The sequence below is a fragment of the Pseudomonas sp. P4_C4 genome (genome assembly GCF_056402055.1).
In genome coordinates, this window is sequence record NZ_JBFUID010000016.1 from 35,707 (window position 1) to 50,792 (window position 15,086).

The 15,086-nt window shown below is 58.9% G+C and carries 15 protein-coding genes; 6 read left to right on the forward strand and 9 right to left on the reverse strand.

Going from position 1 to position 15,086, the window contains the following annotated elements:
* Positions 1 to 416: 416 nt before the first annotated feature.
* Genes cyoE through cyoA form a run of 5 tightly spaced genes read right to left on the reverse strand, consistent with a single transcriptional unit; the run spans position 417 to position 5,272 of the window.
* Positions 417 to 1,304, reverse strand: a complete 888-nt coding sequence (cyoE, locus tag AC1DXW_RS10905) for a heme o synthase (RefSeq protein WP_477755605.1) — start codon at positions 1,302 to 1,304, stop codon at positions 417 to 419.
* A gap of 11 nt (positions 1,305 to 1,315) precedes the next feature.
* Positions 1,316 to 1,663, reverse strand: a complete 348-nt coding sequence (cyoD, locus tag AC1DXW_RS10910) for a cytochrome o ubiquinol oxidase subunit IV (RefSeq protein WP_477760002.1) — start codon at positions 1,661 to 1,663, stop codon at positions 1,316 to 1,318.
* Positions 1,664 to 2,290: a cytochrome o ubiquinol oxidase subunit III gene (locus tag AC1DXW_RS10915; protein WP_046040171.1), complete on the reverse strand. Its 627-nt coding sequence runs from the start codon at positions 2,288 to 2,290 to the stop codon at positions 1,664 to 1,666.
* 3 nt (positions 2,291 to 2,293) lie between these two features.
* Positions 2,294 to 4,324: a cytochrome o ubiquinol oxidase subunit I gene (gene cyoB / locus AC1DXW_RS10920; RefSeq protein WP_477760003.1), complete on the reverse strand. Its 2,031-nt coding sequence runs from the start codon at positions 4,322 to 4,324 to the stop codon at positions 2,294 to 2,296.
* A 3-nt stretch (positions 4,325 to 4,327) separates the two neighbouring features.
* Positions 4,328 to 5,272, reverse strand: a complete 945-nt coding sequence (gene cyoA, locus AC1DXW_RS10925; RefSeq protein ID WP_115948065.1) for a ubiquinol oxidase subunit II — start codon at positions 5,270 to 5,272, stop codon at positions 4,328 to 4,330.
* A 27-nt stretch (positions 5,273 to 5,299) separates the two neighbouring features.
* Here cyoA and AC1DXW_RS10930 point away from each other — a divergent pair, with 27 nt between their 5' ends.
* Positions 5,300 to 5,560, forward strand: coding sequence for a hypothetical protein (locus AC1DXW_RS10930; protein ID WP_218480045.1), 261 nt, complete (start codon positions 5,300 to 5,302; stop codon positions 5,558 to 5,560).
* A 550-nt stretch (positions 5,561 to 6,110) separates the two neighbouring features.
* On the opposite strand, the gene AC1DXW_RS10935 is transcribed toward AC1DXW_RS10930, so the two are convergent.
* Both AC1DXW_RS10935 and hmpA read right to left on the reverse strand, forming a co-directional pair.
* Positions 6,111 to 6,620 carry a disulfide bond formation protein B gene (locus tag AC1DXW_RS10935; protein WP_477755603.1) on the reverse strand — a complete coding sequence of 170 codons (510 nt, stop codon included), beginning with the start codon at positions 6,618 to 6,620 and terminating at the stop codon, positions 6,111 to 6,113.
* Between the two features lie 226 nt (positions 6,621 to 6,846).
* Positions 6,847 to 8,028, reverse strand: a complete 1,182-nt coding sequence (gene hmpA / locus AC1DXW_RS10940) for an NO-inducible flavohemoprotein (protein ID WP_477760004.1) — start codon at positions 8,026 to 8,028, stop codon at positions 6,847 to 6,849.
* Between the two features lie 156 nt (positions 8,029 to 8,184).
* Here hmpA and norR point away from each other — a divergent pair, with 156 nt between their 5' ends.
* The 4 genes from norR (at position 8,185) to AC1DXW_RS10960 (ending at position 12,280) form a co-directional block, all read left to right on the forward strand.
* Entirely contained in the window at positions 8,185 to 9,735 is a 1,551-nt protein-coding gene (gene norR, locus AC1DXW_RS10945) for a nitric oxide reductase transcriptional regulator NorR (RefSeq protein WP_477752919.1), read from the forward strand.
* Between the two features lie 210 nt (positions 9,736 to 9,945).
* Positions 9,946 to 10,848: a chemotaxis protein CheW gene (locus tag AC1DXW_RS10950; RefSeq protein ID WP_477752920.1), complete on the forward strand. Its 903-nt coding sequence runs from the start codon at positions 9,946 to 9,948 to the stop codon at positions 10,846 to 10,848.
* 27 nt (positions 10,849 to 10,875) lie between these two features.
* Positions 10,876 to 11,334 (forward strand): GNAT family N-acetyltransferase, encoded by a 459-nt coding sequence (locus tag AC1DXW_RS10955; RefSeq protein ID WP_477752955.1) that lies wholly within the window; start codon positions 10,876 to 10,878, stop codon positions 11,332 to 11,334.
* 196 nt (positions 11,335 to 11,530) lie between these two features.
* The gene (locus AC1DXW_RS10960; protein WP_477752921.1) at positions 11,531 to 12,280 is read left to right on the forward strand and encodes a YkgJ family cysteine cluster protein; all 750 of its coding nucleotides are present in this window, start codon (positions 11,531 to 11,533) and stop codon (positions 12,278 to 12,280) included.
* A gap of 55 nt (positions 12,281 to 12,335) precedes the next feature.
* Here the strand turns inward: AC1DXW_RS10960 and AC1DXW_RS10965 are convergent, their stop codons facing one another.
* On the reverse strand, positions 12,336 to 13,475 hold the full coding sequence (locus AC1DXW_RS10965) for a transporter substrate-binding domain-containing protein (RefSeq protein ID WP_477752956.1): 1,140 nt from the start codon (positions 13,473 to 13,475) through the stop codon (positions 12,336 to 12,338).
* Between the two features lie 139 nt (positions 13,476 to 13,614).
* Entirely contained in the window at positions 13,615 to 13,872 is a 258-nt protein-coding gene (locus AC1DXW_RS10970) for a hypothetical protein (protein ID WP_103394221.1), read from the reverse strand.
* Positions 13,873 to 14,066: 194 nt separating this feature from the next.
* On the opposite strand from AC1DXW_RS10970, the gene AC1DXW_RS10975 reads away from it, so the two are divergent.
* Entirely contained in the window at positions 14,067 to 15,041 is a 975-nt protein-coding gene (locus AC1DXW_RS10975; RefSeq protein WP_477752923.1) for a 2-hydroxyacid dehydrogenase, read from the forward strand.
* The last annotated feature ends 45 nt before the right edge of the window (positions 15,042 to 15,086 follow it).

A 15,086-nucleotide genomic window follows, 5' to 3' on the forward strand; every position in this document is an offset into this window, starting at 1 on the left:
GGCATTTTTGCCGGTCAGGTCGCCCTATCGTAAGCGAGCTTGGTCGCGATGGCGGCAACGGACGAAACACAGGAGATGGAAACCCAATGACAAATCCCCCCAAGACCTCGGAACCATCCGCCTTACCCCATTTATTGGGTCTGACCGCGCATTTTTTCTTAAGTGGGCCAAGAAAATCTTAATAATTTGGGATTTTCTCAATTTTTTCTTAAGCGGACAGATATCGAATTCGCCTGTTAGTCCGCGTCGCGGCCATCGCGAGCAGGCTCACTCCTACAGAGATCGGTGTGCACTCAATCCAATGTAGGAGTGAGCCTGCTCGCGATGGCGGCAACACGGTCCACCAGAATCACCCCCAACAAAAAGCCCCGCTCTTCTCTCGAAGGCGGGGCTTTTCTTTAAAGCATGTCCGACGCTTACGGCGCGTACGTCAACAGCAACTCGCTCGGCACTTTGAAGTCCAGGGACATCATCACGCTCAACGCGGTAATGGTGAAGATCGAGAACACGAACAGCTTGCGTGCCCAGACCGTGTCATCCACTGCCTTGTAGCCGGTCCAGGCCATGTACAGCCAGTACATGCCCATGGCCGCGGCGACGGCGAGGTAGCTCATGCCGGCGTAGCCGCTGAAGGTCAGCATCAAGGTCGCCACGAGGAAGGCCAGGATGTAGAGCAGGATGTGCTTCTTGGCCACCTGGATGCCGCGCTTCACAGGCAGCACCGGAATCGATGCGGCCAGGTAATCGTTGAAGCGGAAGATCGCGATGGCGTAGGAATGCGGCATCTGCCACAGGCTGAACATCACCAGCAGGGTCAGCGCGGCCATGTCGAAGGTGTTGCTGACTGCGACGTAGCCAATCACCGGCGGCATGGCGCCCGACAGACTGCCCACCAGCGTGCCGTGAACCGACTTGCGCTTGAGGTACAGGCTGTAGAAGCCGACGTAGATGACGAAGCCGATGACTGCGAACAGCGCGGCCAACGGGTTGGCCACCTTGTACAACAGGGCAACGCCGGCGACACCCAGGACGGTCGCATAGATCAGGGCCAGTTTCAGGGAGATCAAGCCCTGGACCAGCACCCGGTTCTTGGTGCGTTCCATCTTCAGGTCGATGTCGCGGTCGATGCAGTTGTTGAACACGCAACCGGAGGCAACCACCAGAGACGTGCCGATCATGGCGGCCAGGAAAATGGCCAGATCGACATGCCCTTTGGAGGCCAGGAAAAATCCGCCTGCCACAGAAAGCACGTTACCGAAAATGATCCCCGGTTTGGTGATTTGGATAAAGTGCTTAAGGGACATGCGGATCTACCTCACTTCGCCATCATGAACGTGTGGATGCTGAACATGATCCACAGCGACAAGCCAACCAGCAGGACAATCACGATCGCGGCAAAGACAAACGCAATCACGTTGTTACGCTGCGCGGCCGAACGGTCCAGGTGCAGGAAGTACACCAGGTGCACCAGCACCTGGATGACTGCGAACGCGACGACGATCATCAGGGTGATCGACTTCGGCAGCGTCGGGTACATCACCAGACCGAACGGAATCAGGGTCAGGATCACCGACAGGATGAAACCGATGCCGTAGGACTTGACGCTGCCGTGACYGGCGTCGTGGCTGTCATGGCCATTTTGGGAATGAGCTGCGTTAGCCATTTACATAGTCCCCATCAGATAAACAACGGTGAATACGCAGATCCACACGACGTCCAGGAAGTGCCAGAACAGGCTCAGGCAGCTCAGACGGGTCTTGTTGGTCGCCGTCAGGCCGTTTTTCTGCACCTGATACATCATGATCGCCATCCAGATCAGACCGCTGGTCACGTGCAGACCGTGGGTGCCGACCAGGGTGAAGAACCCGGACAGGAAGCCGGAACGGCTAGGGCCGTAGCCCTCGGAGATCAGCATGTGGAACTCGTTGATCTCCATGCCGATGAAGCCGGCACCGAACACGAAGGTCATGGCCAGCCAGCCCAGGACCTGCTTCTTGTTACCCCGGAAGAACGCCAGCATGGCGAAGCCGTAGGTGATCGAACTGAACAGCAGCAGAGCGGTTTCGCCCAGTACGTATGGCAGTTCGAAGATGTCGTGGCCCGACGGGCCACCCGCTACGTTGTTAACCAGTACCGCGTACGCCGCGAAGATCGACGCAAACAGAATGCAGTCGGTCATCAGGTAGAGCCAGAAACCGAATACGGTCATCTCGCCCGAGTCGTGGTGATGGTCATCATGCCCATGTCCATCGACATGGGTGTGTCCAGCATTGGTCACTAAGTTCGACATGGTTTAAGCCTGTTCCAACGAGGTTTCAACACGGGTGGCGGTGGCCGGGATTTTCCCTGCCGCTACCAGACGCTTGTGCTGCTCGGCTTCGATGCGCTCGATCACGTCGACCGGCACCATATAGCCTTGATCATCACGGGCCGCGTGGATCACGAAGTAGATCACGGTGCCGGCCAGGCCAGCGATTGCCAGCCACCAGATGTGCCAGATCATCGCGAAACCGAACACGGTCAACAGAGCACCCATGACCACACCGGTCGCGGTGTTGTTTGGCATGTGGATCGGTTCGTACCTGGCCGGGGCCTTGTACGCGGTGCCGTTTTCCTTGGCTTCGGTGAACGGGTCGACAACGTCGGCTTTTGGCAGCACGGCGAAGTTGTAGAACGGAGGTGGCGACGAGGTCGACCATTCCAGGGTGTGTGCATTCCACGGATCGCCGTGTTCGCACATGTTTTCCGGTTTGTTGCGGTCACGCACGCTGACGTACAGCTGGATCAGCTGGCAAGCGATACCTACGGCGATCATCACCGCACCGAACATGGCAACGTACAGGTACGGCACCCACTCAGGGTTGGTGGTGGCGTTCAGACGACGGGTCATGCCCATGAAGCCCAGTGCATAGAGCGGCATGAACGCGACGAAGAAGCCGGAGATCCAGAACCAGAATGCTGCCTTGCCCCAACCTTCGTGCAGCTTGAAGCCGAACGCTTTAGGGAAGTAGAAACCGAAACCGGCGATGTAACCGAAGACCGCACCGCCGATGATCACGTTATGGAAGTGCGCGATCACGAACAGGCTGTTGTGCAGAACGAAGTCAGCACCCGGGATGGCCAGCAGTACGCCGGTCATGCCGCCGATGGCGAAGGTCACCATGAAGCCCAGGGTCCACAGCACCTGGCTGGTGAAACGCAGACGGCCCTGGTAGATGGTGAACAGCCAGTTGAACAGCTTCACACCCGTCGGGATGGAAATCAGCATCGTCGCCAGACCGAAGAAGGCGTTGACGCTGGCACCCGAACCCATGGTGAAGAAGTGGTGCAGCCAAACCATGAAGCCCAGGATCGAGATTGCGCCCGATGCGTAGACCATCGAGTGGTGGCCGAACAGTTTCTTGCCGGTGAAGGTCGAGATGACTTCGGAGAAGATACCGAACGCTGGCAGGATCAGGATGTACACCTCAGGGTGACCCCACGCCCAGAACAGGTTCACGTACATCATCGGATTGCCACCAAGTTCATTGGTGAAAATGTGGAAATCCATGTAACGGTCAAGCGTCAGCAGTGCCAGGGTAGCGGTCAGGATCGGGAACGAAGCCACGATCAGGACGTTGGCCCAGGTGCAGGTCCAGGTGAAGATCGGCATGTCCATCAGCTTCATGCCAGGGGTACGCATTTTCAGCACGGTGGCCAGGAAGTTGACCCCCGTCAGCGTTGTCCCCAGGCCCGATAGCTGTAGCGCCCAGATGTAGTAGTCCATCCCCACGCCAGGGCTGTATTGCAGGCCCGACAGCGGCGGATAGGCAACCCAGCCGGTCTTGGCGAATTCGCCGACGCCCAGGGACAGGTTGATCAGCACCACGCCGGAAACCAGCAGCCAGAAGCTCAGGGAGTTCAGGAACGGGTAGGCAACGTCACGCGCGCCGATCTGCAGCGGCACTGCAAGGTTCATCAGGCCGGTGAAGAATGGCATCGCCATGAAGATGATCATGATCACACCGTGAGCGGTGAAGATCTGGTCATAGTGTTCAGGTGGCAGGTAGCCAGGCGAACCCTCGGTGGCCATGGCCAGCTGGGTACGCATCATGATGGCGTCGGCAAAGCCGCGCAGCAGCATGACCATGGCGACGATGATGTACATCACGCCGATTTTCTTGTGGTCGACCGACGTCAGCCACTCGGTCCACAGGTAGGTCCACTTCTTGAAGTAGGTGATTGCAGCGAACAGCGCCAGACCACCGAGCGCGATCATGGAGATGGTAATCATCACGATCGGTTCGTGGAACGGGATCGCTTCCCAACTTAATTTACCAAACATCGTTTACTCCTCTGCCCCGGCAGCTGAATGCGAACTCATGTCCATCCCTTCCATTTGGGCCACTTCTTTCTCTGCTTTCTCGTGCTTGACCTTAGGACCCGGTTTCATGCCTTCGTACTTGTCGACGATGGCCTGGAACATGCCTGGGGTAACCGAGGAGTAGAGCTCGACTGGGTTGTTCTGGCTTGGCTTGGAAAGGGCTGCGTATTCAGCTTGTTCAAGCTGTTTAGGTGCCTTTTTGACTTCACTTACCCAGGCGTCGAAATCTTCCTGGGAAGTTGCGATCGCTTTGAATTTCATACCGGTGAAACCCGCGCCGCTGTAGTTGGCGGAGATACCGTCCATTTCAGCGTTCTCGTTGGCGATCAGGTGCAGCTTGGTCTGCATGCCCGCCATTGCGTAGATCTGGCCACCCAGAGCTGGGATGAAGAACGAGTTCATCACGGCGTCGGAAGTGATCTTGAAGTTGACTGGGGTGTGCGCCGGGAACACGATCTTGTTGACCGTGGCGATGCCTTGTTCCGGGTAGATGAACAGCCACTTCCAGTCCAGCGCGACCACTTCGATGGTCACAGGCTTGACGTCGGATTCCAGCGGCTTGTACGGATCCAGTGCGTGGGTCGACTTGTAGGTGACGTAACCCAGGGCAATGATGATCAGCACTGGAACAGCCCACACCGCAATCTCGATCTTGGTGGAGTGGTTCCATTTCGGGGTGTAGGTGGCGTTGGTGTTGGACGCGCGGTATTTCCAGGCGAACAGGAAGGTCATGACGATGACCGGCACCACGACCAACAGCATCAGCAGCGTTGCGGTGATGATCAGGTTTCGCTCGTCCAGACCAACCTGGCCCTTGGGATTGAGCAAGGTCATGTTGCAGCCTGACAGCAACAACGTGCCGATCAGCGGCAATAAGCCTAGTAGTCTGGGGTACCTGTTTTTACTCATCTCACGACCTCTAAAGCAGCTTGCGCAATGCAGTTGGGTTTTGATCGCCAACACTTCACCCTGCCAAGGGTTGGCATTTTTCTTGGATTGAATAAGGGCATGCCCGTCGTGCGTCAGACGCTGTACGACAAATCCCGGGCCTGCGGTGAGTTCTTATTCGAATTCGTGGTCAAAGGCCTTGTTACAGACCAATTCCATTTGGTGCGGGTAGTTGGAGGCTCCGACACCTGGGCATCGCATGAAGCCACCAGACCTCTCGACACCCTGTTTCTGCTCACGTCTGGTTAAGATTTGAGCAGTGCCGGGGATTCAGTGCGGGCGATTGTAGATATGTAACGTTGTATAAACCATGTCTCATCCCGAAATAATTTTTATCCGAACCGGCAACAATCATTAACCGTTTTCGCAAAAGTGGCGCATCTTATCGAAATTAATTCTCAACAAAAACACCACAATAAGTAGGTCTTCCACCCACAGTTCAGACAGTATCGGCCCCCTCTTCACTGCCCTTTACCTTGCCCGGAGCCCGATATGACGGGGGCTTCGGCCATTCGCCAGACCCTGTTAAAACTGCCTGCTCGCGTTCGCAATGGAAAAAACCGCAAGCCTGCAAAACAGCCCAATTTCGTTACGTTTCCATGTACCAATCCGGCCTCTTCGAACGCCCTGCGACACTGACTCTGTGACAACATGTCGCACATGTGTCGCACCCTTGGCTGTCGCACATCACGGTCTTTTTACCCGGCCTCTGAAATGCGCTGAGCAAGACAAAAAAGCCCCGGTCCTCTCTTCAAGGACCGGGGCTTTTTTGTCCGACAATTCCTGCCGACAGATGACCTCAGCGCAGCGCTTTGCGGTTACGCGACGTGAGCAAAGGCACCAGCACCACAATCAGCACGAAGGCGACCAACGCCCACTGTGCCAACGACAGACCGAGGATCGGCGGGTATGGCGTGGAGCAGAAACCATCGACCTGGAAACCCAGCGGAAAGATCTTCGCCAGCGGCAAGTCATCCACAATCGGTTGCAGCACATCGATGCCGCAACTGACCGCCGGATAGAACTGCGTATAGACGTGATGCCCGGCAACGCCGACGCCTGCCAGTGCGCAGATCACCACCAGGGTTTCGAACACCGTGATGCTGCGACGGGCGCGCATGGCGGCGCCGATGAAGGCGAAGATCGCGATCAGCAGCAACGCATAACGCTGCAGGATGCACAGCGGGCAAGGGGCCTCGCCCAGAACAATTTGCATGTACAGCGCGCCGCCGATCAGCGCCAGGCAAATGATGCCCAACAACACCAGGTAGCGCCGTTCACGCCCCAACCGCATGGATTCATCGCTCATCGCGTTTCCCTTGAAAATTTCGATTGCCCGCCAGTCTACACGCTGGCCTGATCTTTGAGAGCTGGCGCGTAGCAAGGGGGATGTCGCAGGGAATAGACGACAGGACGGTTAAGGAGGGATTAACTTTTAACCAGAAAGATCAAAAGATCGCAGCCTCCGGCAGCTCCTACATCGGAATGGATTGCATCCTGTAGGAGCTGCCGAAGGCTGCGATCTTTATTAGGGGTTACTCCAGTGCCGCAGCCGGCCCGAAGAACTCGTAACGGCTTTGCTTCTCCGGCACGCCCAGGGCTTTGAGGTGACGCTTGATGGACGCCATGAAACCTTTCGGCCCCAGGAAGTAAACATCCAGGTCACGCTGCTCCGGCAGCCATGCATGCAACTGCTGCTGGCTCAACAAACCGACCTTGTGCGCCGCCGGGCTCACGCCGTCATCTTCGGCGTAGCAGTAGAAGCGCTTGAGCTGCGGGTGACGCTCGGCCAGGCCATCGATCCAGTCGCGGAAGGCATGGACGCTGCCGTTGCGCGCGCAGTGGATGAAATGCACCGGCCGCTGAGTTTCCAGCGCAGCTTCGAGCATCGCCAGGGTCGGGGTAATGCCGACGCCGCCGCTGATCAGCACCAGAGGTTTGTCGCTGGCGGTCAGGGTGAACTCGCCCGATGGCGGGAACAACTGGATGCTGGCGCCGACATGCAACTGGTCATGCAAGTAGTTGGAAGCGCGGCCACCGGCTTCACGCTTGACGCTGATGCGGTACTGGCCTTTGTTCGCCAGCGCTGACAGCGAGTAGTTACGACGGATCTCTTCACCGTCGAGGATCAGTTTCATGCCGATGTACTGGCCGGGTTCTGCCTCCAGGATCGGGCCTTTGTCTGCAGGTTCAAAGTAGAACGAGGTGATCTCGGTGCTCTCCTCGACCTTGCCGGCCACGATGAATTCCCGCGCCCCGCGCCAGCCGCCCGGTGCCTGTTCCTTCTGGTCGTAGATGCTGGTTTCGGCACCGATCAGGATGTCCGCCAGTTGCCCGTAGGCCGCACCCCAGGCCGCGATCACTTCCGGGGTGGCGATCTCTTCGCCCAATACTTCGGCAATGGCCCGCAGCAGGCAGCTGCCGACAATCGGGTAGTGCTCCGGCAGAATCTGCAGGGCCACGTGCTTGTTGATGATCTTGGCCACCAGGTCGCCCAACTGGTCGAGTTGGTCGATATGGCGCGCATACATCAATACGCCGTTGGCCAGGGCTCGCGGCTGATCACCACTGGCCTGGTGGGCCTGGTTGAACAGTGGGCGGACTTCCGGGTATTCGGAGAGCATCATGCGGTAGAAGTGTGTGATCAGCGCTTCACCACCGCTTTCGAGCAGTGGCACGGTGGATTTGACGATGGCACGATCTTGAACGCTCAGCATAAAGTGACTCCTGGTCTTCTTGGATTGCTAACGGATTACCCTATGCCTATCAGTTTCCATGCCAACTACTTAGTCTTTATAAATCAATAAGTTAATAACTTAATAGTCATTTAGACACTGCCTGACTTATAGTCATACCGACTACACGGAGTCACTATGACTGCAAAACCCCTGCTCACCGCCCTGCTGCCCCTGGTCTCCGACCTGTCCCGCGAACTGCCCGAGGGCGAGCGTTATCGCCGCCTGCTGGAAGCCATGCGCGCCCTGCTGCCATGCGACGCCGCCGCTCTGCTGCGTCTCGACGGTGAATGGCTGGTGCCGCTGGCGGTCGACGGCTTGAGTACCGATACCCTCGGTCGGCGCTTCAAGGTCAGCGAGCACCCGCGTTTCCAAGCGCTGCTCAGCGGCCCAGGCCCGACCCGTTTCGCTGCCGACAGCGACTTGCCTGACCCCTATGACGGCCTGGTCGATGGCCTGGATGATCATCTGGAAGTTCATGACTGCATGGGTTGCCCGTTATTCATCGACGAGCGCCCATGGGGCCTGCTGACCCTCGACGCCCTCGATCCGGAGCGCTTCGAACCGATCGAGCTGGATGCCCTGCAAGCCTTCGCCAGCCTCGCGGCCGCCACAGTCAACGCCGCCGAGCGCATCGAGCGCTTGAACAACCGGGTCGAAGACGAGCATCAGCGCGCCGAGGTCTACCGCCAGGCCAGCGGCCAGCAGACTCGCGAGATGATCGGCCAAAGCAAGGCCCACAAGCGTCTGGCCGAAGAAATCAGTCTGGTGGGCGGCAGCGACCTGACCGTGTTGATCACCGGCGAAACCGGGGTCGGCAAGGAGTTGGTGGCCCAGGCCATCCATGCCGCCTCGCCCCGCTCCGACAAACCGATCATCAGCCTCAACTGCGCCGCGTTGCCCGACACACTGGTGGAAAGCGAATTGTTCGGCCATGTCCGCGGTGCTTTTACCGGTGCGCTGAACGACCGCCGTGGCAAGTTCGAACTGGCCAACGGCGGCACGCTGTTTCTCGATGAAGTCGGTGAGTTGTCGCTGACCGTGCAGGCCAAGTTGCTGCGCGTGTTGCAGAGCGGTCAACTGCAGCGACTGGGCTCGGACAAGGAGCATCAGGTCGACGTGCGCCTGATCGCGGCGACCAACCGCGACCTCGCCGAAGAAGTGCGCAGCGGCCGTTACCGCGCCGACTTCTACCATCGCCTCAGCGTTTATCCGCTGCTGGTGCCGGCCCTGCGCGATCGCGGACGCGATGTGCTGCTGCTCAGCGGTTACTTCCTGGAGCAGAACCGCTCGCGCATGGGCCTCAACAGTCTGCGCCTGAACAGCGACGCCCAGGCCGCGCTATTGGCCTACGACTGGCCCGGCAACGTGCGCGAGCTTGAACACTTGATCGGCCGCAGCGCCTTGAAAGCCTTGGGCAACTGCAAGGAACGGCCGAAGATTCTCAGCTTGAGCGCAGCCGACCTGGACTTGCCCAATGCCAGCGTTGAAACCGCTGCCGAGCAACCCGTCGCCGCCATCACGCAAGCGGTCACCGGCGACTTGCGCGAGGCCACCGAGCATTATCAGCGTCAATTGATCGGTGCCTGCCTGGAGCGGCATAACAACAACTGGGCAAGCGCGGCCCGTGAGTTAGGCCTGGATCGGGCGAACCTGGGGCGGATGGCTAAAAGGTTGGGGATGAAGTGATGGCCCCATCGTCGGAACGCCGCCCGGAGCAAGCTCGCTCCCACAGGATGTGTGAACGACGACGATCTAATGTGGGAGCGAGCTTGCTCGCGATGGCGTCCTACTGTTCACCGCAATTGTTAAAGCCTGCCCCAAACAAGTCGATAACCCGGCATCGAAGTCATTGGCGATCCCGGGATTGCCCGTCACCTTTTTCCAGAGAAGGTTCCTATGTCCTCCACCAAAGCCCGCGCAGACTCACTTTCGCTTCTGCTGTTTACCTTGCGCAGCGGCAAGCTGATGGCGATCAACCTGCTCAAGGTCAGTGAAATCATTCCCTGCCCGCCGCTGACCAAACTGCCGGAGTCGCACCCCCACGTCAAAGGCATCGCCAGCCTGCGCGGTGCCTCGCTGTCGGTGATCGACCTCAGCCGTGCCATTGGCGAACGTCCGCTGGAAGACCCGAACGGCGGCTGCCTGATCGTCACCGACGTCAGCCGCTCCAAGCAGGGCCTGCACGTGCAGGCCGTGAGCAAGATCGTCCATTGCCTGACCACCGACATCCGCCCGCCGCCCTTCGGCTCCGGTGGTTCGCGCGCCTACATCACCGGCGTGACGTCGGTCGATGGCACCCTGGTGCAAGTGCTGGACATCGAAAAAGTCATCCACGGCATCGCCCCGGCACAAATCGAAATGGCGCCGACCGAGCTGAGCATGGAAGACGCCGAACTGCTCGGCAACGCGCGCATCCTGGTGGTCGATGACAGCCAGGTGGCCTTGCAGCAATCGGTGCACACCCTGCGCAACCTCGGCCTGCAATGCCGTACGGCCCGCAGCGCCAAGGAAGCCATCGATTGCCTGCTGGACCTGCAAGGCACCGCACAACAGATCAACCTGATCGTCTCGGACATCGAAATGTCGGAGATGGACGGCTACGCCTTCACCCGTACCCTGCGGGAAACTCCGGATTTCGCGCATCTTTATGTACTGCTGCACACCTCGCTGGACAGTGCGATGAACGCCGAGAAAGCACGACTGGCGGGGGCGAACGCGGTACTGACCAAATTCTCTTCACCGGAATTGACCCAGTGCCTGATCACCGCGGCCAAGGCTGTCGCCGAACAGGGTTATTGAGTGTTGACCGAAGATTACTGCTGGCTGATGCGACGCGACCTCTCTGTCGTCGTGCCGCCCCCCGATTGGCCAGCCGGCCTGCAACTGGGCGAATACCGCCCCGAACTGGGCGCCGCCGTGCATCGGCTGATGGAGCTCGGTTATCTCGACGGCGCTGGGCGTGTAGCCGCGCTGGACATGTGGCAACGGCAGTTCGAAACCGATCCGGAATATGACCCGGCCCTGTGCTTCATTGCCCAGGATGCCGAAGGTGTGGTGGGTGTGTGTCAGTGCTGGACCAGTGCCTACATCAAGAACCTGGTGGTGCATCCGCGGTTTCAGGGCCGTGGATTGGGGCGTGCCTTGCTGTTGCAAGCGTTCAAGGTATTCCAGCAGCGGCGTGAAGGCTTCGTGGACCTGAAGGTTCTGGAAGACAACCTTCGGGCGCGGCGCTTGTATGAAAGCGTCGGGATGCGCGCAGTCCGCAGGGAGCCGGTTCCTCTCTGACATGCCGCCTTCGCTGGCAAGCCAGCTCCTACAGTGACCGAGCCGATCACAAAACATGTGTAGGGCGCGATTCCTGTAGGAGCGGGCTTGCTCCGGCCGGCGAGGCCAACTGAGTGGCGCATAATTTGCTTCGATAGCGGCTTTTGTGGCGGCATTCTGTCGCCGTTTCATGCCCTGTAATGCGAATGAACACTCAATGAATACAAGGTTTTCCTGCGTAGGCTGCGGCAAATGCTGCAACGGCCACCATGTGCCCCTGACCCTGAGCGAAGCCCGGATGTGGGCAGCCGACGGTGCTCAGGTGATCGTGCTGGTGGAAGCGTTTCTGGACAACGGCCTGGGCCTGCCAGTGCAACAACGGGAGCACACCGTACGCCGTTCGGCGGCGGTGCGCAGCGGCGAATCCGACGCGTACGTGGCCATCACCTTCGCCGCCTACAATGTCGGCCCCTGCCGGAATCTTGACGAAGACAACCGCTGCCGCATCTACGAACGCCGGCCGTTGGTGTGTCGCATCTATCCGATGGAAATCAATCCGCACATTCCCCTGAACCCCACCGCCAAGGAGTGCCCGCCAGAGTCCTGGGAAACAGGGCCAGAGCTGATTGTCGGTGGCAAACTGGTCGACCGGGAGTTATCGGAATTGATCCAGCGTTCCCGTCAGGCGGATCGCGACGAAATTCACACCAAGGATGCGATTTGCGCACAGCTGGGCATCCGCACGACGGCCCTGAAGGGCGACGGGTTTACCGCATATCTTCCGGATATGGCGGAGTTCGCCAGAATCATCGACGAACTGACCGGGCAAATGTTGCCGGAGTGGGGCAGCGAGTGGCTGTTTCATGTGTCGGGGGACGATATCGCCGGGCAGATTGTTGCGGCCGGGGCGAAAGTGGCGGCGGATGCGCCGACGAACTTTGCGTTCATTTCGTTGCGCACGGCTTGAGAGGTCAGGTGCGCAGCTTCGCGAGCTGCGCACGCGCCTTCAGACAGGTAAAGATTTAAAGCGTCGTGACCGCCAGACACTCCACTTCCACCCCTGCGTCCAGTACAAGCTTGCCAGCAAATGTCGTACGAGCGGGTAACCGATCCGCCGGAAAGTAGCTGCGATAAACAGCATTCATGGCAGCAAAGTCCTTCATGTCGGAAAGAATAACTGTGCATTTGGCCACCTGCGCCAGAGACGACCCATGATGCTGCAGTGCGTTGCGCAGATTGGCCATGGCCTGTTCCATTTGCGGCCCTATACCACCTTTCACCAACTCCCCTGCCTCCGTCATTCCGATTACGCCAGAGAGGTAAAGTGTCTGACCAACCTGAACCGCATTGGAAAATGGCATGCCTTCTTCGTTTGGAAAGTACCGAGGAAACTCGAGAGCCGGCGTCGGCAAGTAGCGCTGGGTAATTGCTTGCAGCTGACCATTTTGTTTCAACCGCTCAAGAGCAGCATTCAGGTTATTGCGCAGCAGGGTGTCGTTTTTGCGAACCGCCATGGCCACGCCGCTGCCCAGCATGGGATCGCTAATCGCCGGGCCGGCGAAGTCAAAACCTTGCCCCTGCGGTTTACTCAATAGCGCGTAGGTAATTTCGATCGAGTCTTGCAAAGTCGCATCCAGCTCTCCCGCCAGCAGGCTGGCGATCAATTGATCATTGAGGTTGAAGCTGCGTACTGTTACCCCCGCCTGCGCCCAACGCGCCTTGGCGAACGCCTCGCGACTGGTACCGGCCAGCACGCCGACACGCTTGCCCCGGAGCGATTGAGCATCGGGTTGCAGATTCGCCCCCTTGGGAGCCACCAGCCTGCTGCTCAGGGGATACAGGTTTTCGGTGAAATCGACACGCTCGCGACGCAACGATGTGGCTGTCATCGGCATGATTGCGTCGAAACGACCGCCTTCGAGCGCATCGATGTTGGTGGCGTAATCCTGGTCAACCCAGACACAGCGGGACTTGAGTTCGGCACACAGCGCATTGCCCAACTCGATATTGAGCCCTTCCAGTTCGCCATTCGCGTTACGGAATTCAAACGGCGGTACAAGCGGCTCGACACCGAAACGGATCTGTGGATCGACGACAGCTGTAGTACAACCCGCGGCCAGAGCCACTATCAGGGGTGCAGAAAAAAACTTAAGCAGACGCATGAGAAAACCTTCATCAAGATTCATGGAAATGAATCCTCGACGAATGGCCTTCGAGATTCCCAGAGGGCGAATCGCCAACCGGTGTAGGAACGCTCTGACTTACAGCAAGGAATACGGGCGACCTGAAAATGCCTGAACCTTAACGCTTACCCATCGATCGACGAGTTCCCGGCGGCGCCATGCCCGGTGTCTTGGTGTGGCCGTTCTTGGCGCCGTTCTTGTACCACGGCTGGTTGGAGCCCTTGGCGGCCGCCAGTTCGCCCGGTTTGAACGGGAACTTGAAGGCCGGGATTTCGGCTTTGGTTTCGCTGTCGGCGCTGGAGTCGACGCTGTCTGGCAGCTCTGCCTGCACGTCGCTCAGGGCGTCGGCGACCGGCGGTTGTTTCGGGGAAGTCATGAAAGCTCCGGGTGGTGCATGAAGTGTCGGGCCCGGTGAACGAGCCGCATGCCACAGTATAAGAAGTGCGGCAGTATAACTGGATGGAGCACCGCAAGCTGCAAGCTTGCATTGACCGCCTGACGACTCGCACAAATCCCGCGAAGAATGTTAGCGTGCTCATCATTCTTCACCGCCCGACGAGCCCGCCTCCCATGAAAAAGACTGTCCTGGCCTTCAGCCGCGTCACCCCGGAAATGGTCGAACGCCTGCAACAAGACTTCGATGTCATCGTGCCGAATCCGAAAAACGGCGACATCAACGCCCAATTCAACGAAGCCCTGCCCCACGCCCACGGCCTGATCGGCGTGGGTCGCAAACTCGGCCGCGCCCAGTTGGAAAACGCCGCCAGGCTGGAAGTGGTGTCCAGCGTCTCGGTGGGCTACGACAACTATGACCTGGCCTACTTCAACGAACGCGGGATCATGCTGACCAACACGCCGGATGTGCTCACCGAAAGCACCGCTGACCTGGCGTTTGCTCTGTTGATGAGCAGCGCGCGTCGCGTCGCCGAACTGGATGCCTGGACCAAGGCCGGGCAATGGCAGGCCACTGTCGGTGCGCAGCTGTTCGGTTGTGATGTGCATGGCAAGACGCTGGGCATCGTCGGCATGGGCAACATCGGTGCCGCCATCGCCCGGCGTGGCCGCCTGGGGTTCAACATGCCGGTCATCTACAGCGGTAACAGCCGCAAGACCGAACTGGAACAGGAACTCGGCGCGCAGTACCGCAGCCTCGATCAATTGCTGGCCGAAGCTGATTTCGTCTGCCTGGTGGTGCCGCTCAGCGAGAAAACCAAACACTTGATCAGCCATCGTGAACTGGCACTGATGAAGCCAAGTGCCATTCTGGTGAACATTTCCCGTGGTCCGGTGGTGGATGAACCGGCGCTGATCGAAGCGCTGCAAAACAACCGCATTCGGGGTGCAGGGCTGGACGTGTACGAAAAAGAACCACTGGCCGAGTCGCCACTGTTCCAGCTGAAAAATGCCGTGACCTTGCCGCACATCGGCTCGGCCACCCATGAGACCCGCGATGCCATGGCCAACCGTGCCCTGGCCAACTTGCGCAGTGCCCTGCTGGGCGAGCGACCGCAGGACCTGGTCAACCCGCAAGTCTGGAAGGGTTAACGCAAATCGGGCAGACGTTACAAGCGCCTGCCCGTTTGAAAAAAA

Excerpts from the sequence above, each read along its gene's own strand:
- cyoE (WP_477755605.1), bottom strand. The coding sequence starts at position 1,304 with ATGTCCCTTAAGCACTTTATCCAAATCACCAAACCGGGGATCATTTTC.
- AC1DXW_RS10915 (WP_046040171.1), bottom strand. The coding sequence starts at position 2,290 with ATGTCGAACTTAGTGACCAATGCTGGACACACCCATGTCGATGGACAT.
- cyoB (WP_477760003.1), bottom strand. The coding sequence starts at position 4,324 with ATGTTTGGTAAATTAAGTTGGGAAGCGATCCCGTTCCACGAACCGATC.
- cyoA (WP_115948065.1), bottom strand. The coding sequence starts at position 5,272 with ATGAGTAAAAACAGGTACCCCAGACTACTAGGCTTATTGCCGCTGATC.
- AC1DXW_RS10930 (WP_218480045.1), top strand. The coding sequence starts at position 5,300 with ATGCAGTTGGGTTTTGATCGCCAACACTTCACCCTGCCAAGGGTTGGC.
- AC1DXW_RS10935 (WP_477755603.1), bottom strand. The coding sequence starts at position 6,620 with ATGAGCGATGAATCCATGCGGTTGGGGCGTGAACGGCGCTACCTGGTG.
- hmpA (WP_477760004.1), bottom strand. The coding sequence starts at position 8,028 with ATGCTGAGCGTTCAAGATCGTGCCATCGTCAAATCCACCGTGCCACTG.
- norR (WP_477752919.1), top strand. The coding sequence starts at position 8,185 with ATGACTGCAAAACCCCTGCTCACCGCCCTGCTGCCCCTGGTCTCCGAC.
- AC1DXW_RS10950 (WP_477752920.1), top strand. The coding sequence starts at position 9,946 with ATGTCCTCCACCAAAGCCCGCGCAGACTCACTTTCGCTTCTGCTGTTT.
- AC1DXW_RS10955 (WP_477752955.1), top strand. The coding sequence starts at position 10,876 with ATGCGACGCGACCTCTCTGTCGTCGTGCCGCCCCCCGATTGGCCAGCC.
- AC1DXW_RS10960 (WP_477752921.1), top strand. The coding sequence starts at position 11,531 with ATGAATACAAGGTTTTCCTGCGTAGGCTGCGGCAAATGCTGCAACGGC.
- AC1DXW_RS10965 (WP_477752956.1), bottom strand. The coding sequence starts at position 13,475 with ATGCGTCTGCTTAAGTTTTTTTCTGCACCCCTGATAGTGGCTCTGGCC.
- AC1DXW_RS10970 (WP_103394221.1), bottom strand. The coding sequence starts at position 13,872 with ATGACTTCCCCGAAACAACCGCCGGTCGCCGACGCCCTGAGCGACGTG.
- AC1DXW_RS10975 (WP_477752923.1), top strand. The coding sequence starts at position 14,067 with ATGAAAAAGACTGTCCTGGCCTTCAGCCGCGTCACCCCGGAAATGGTC.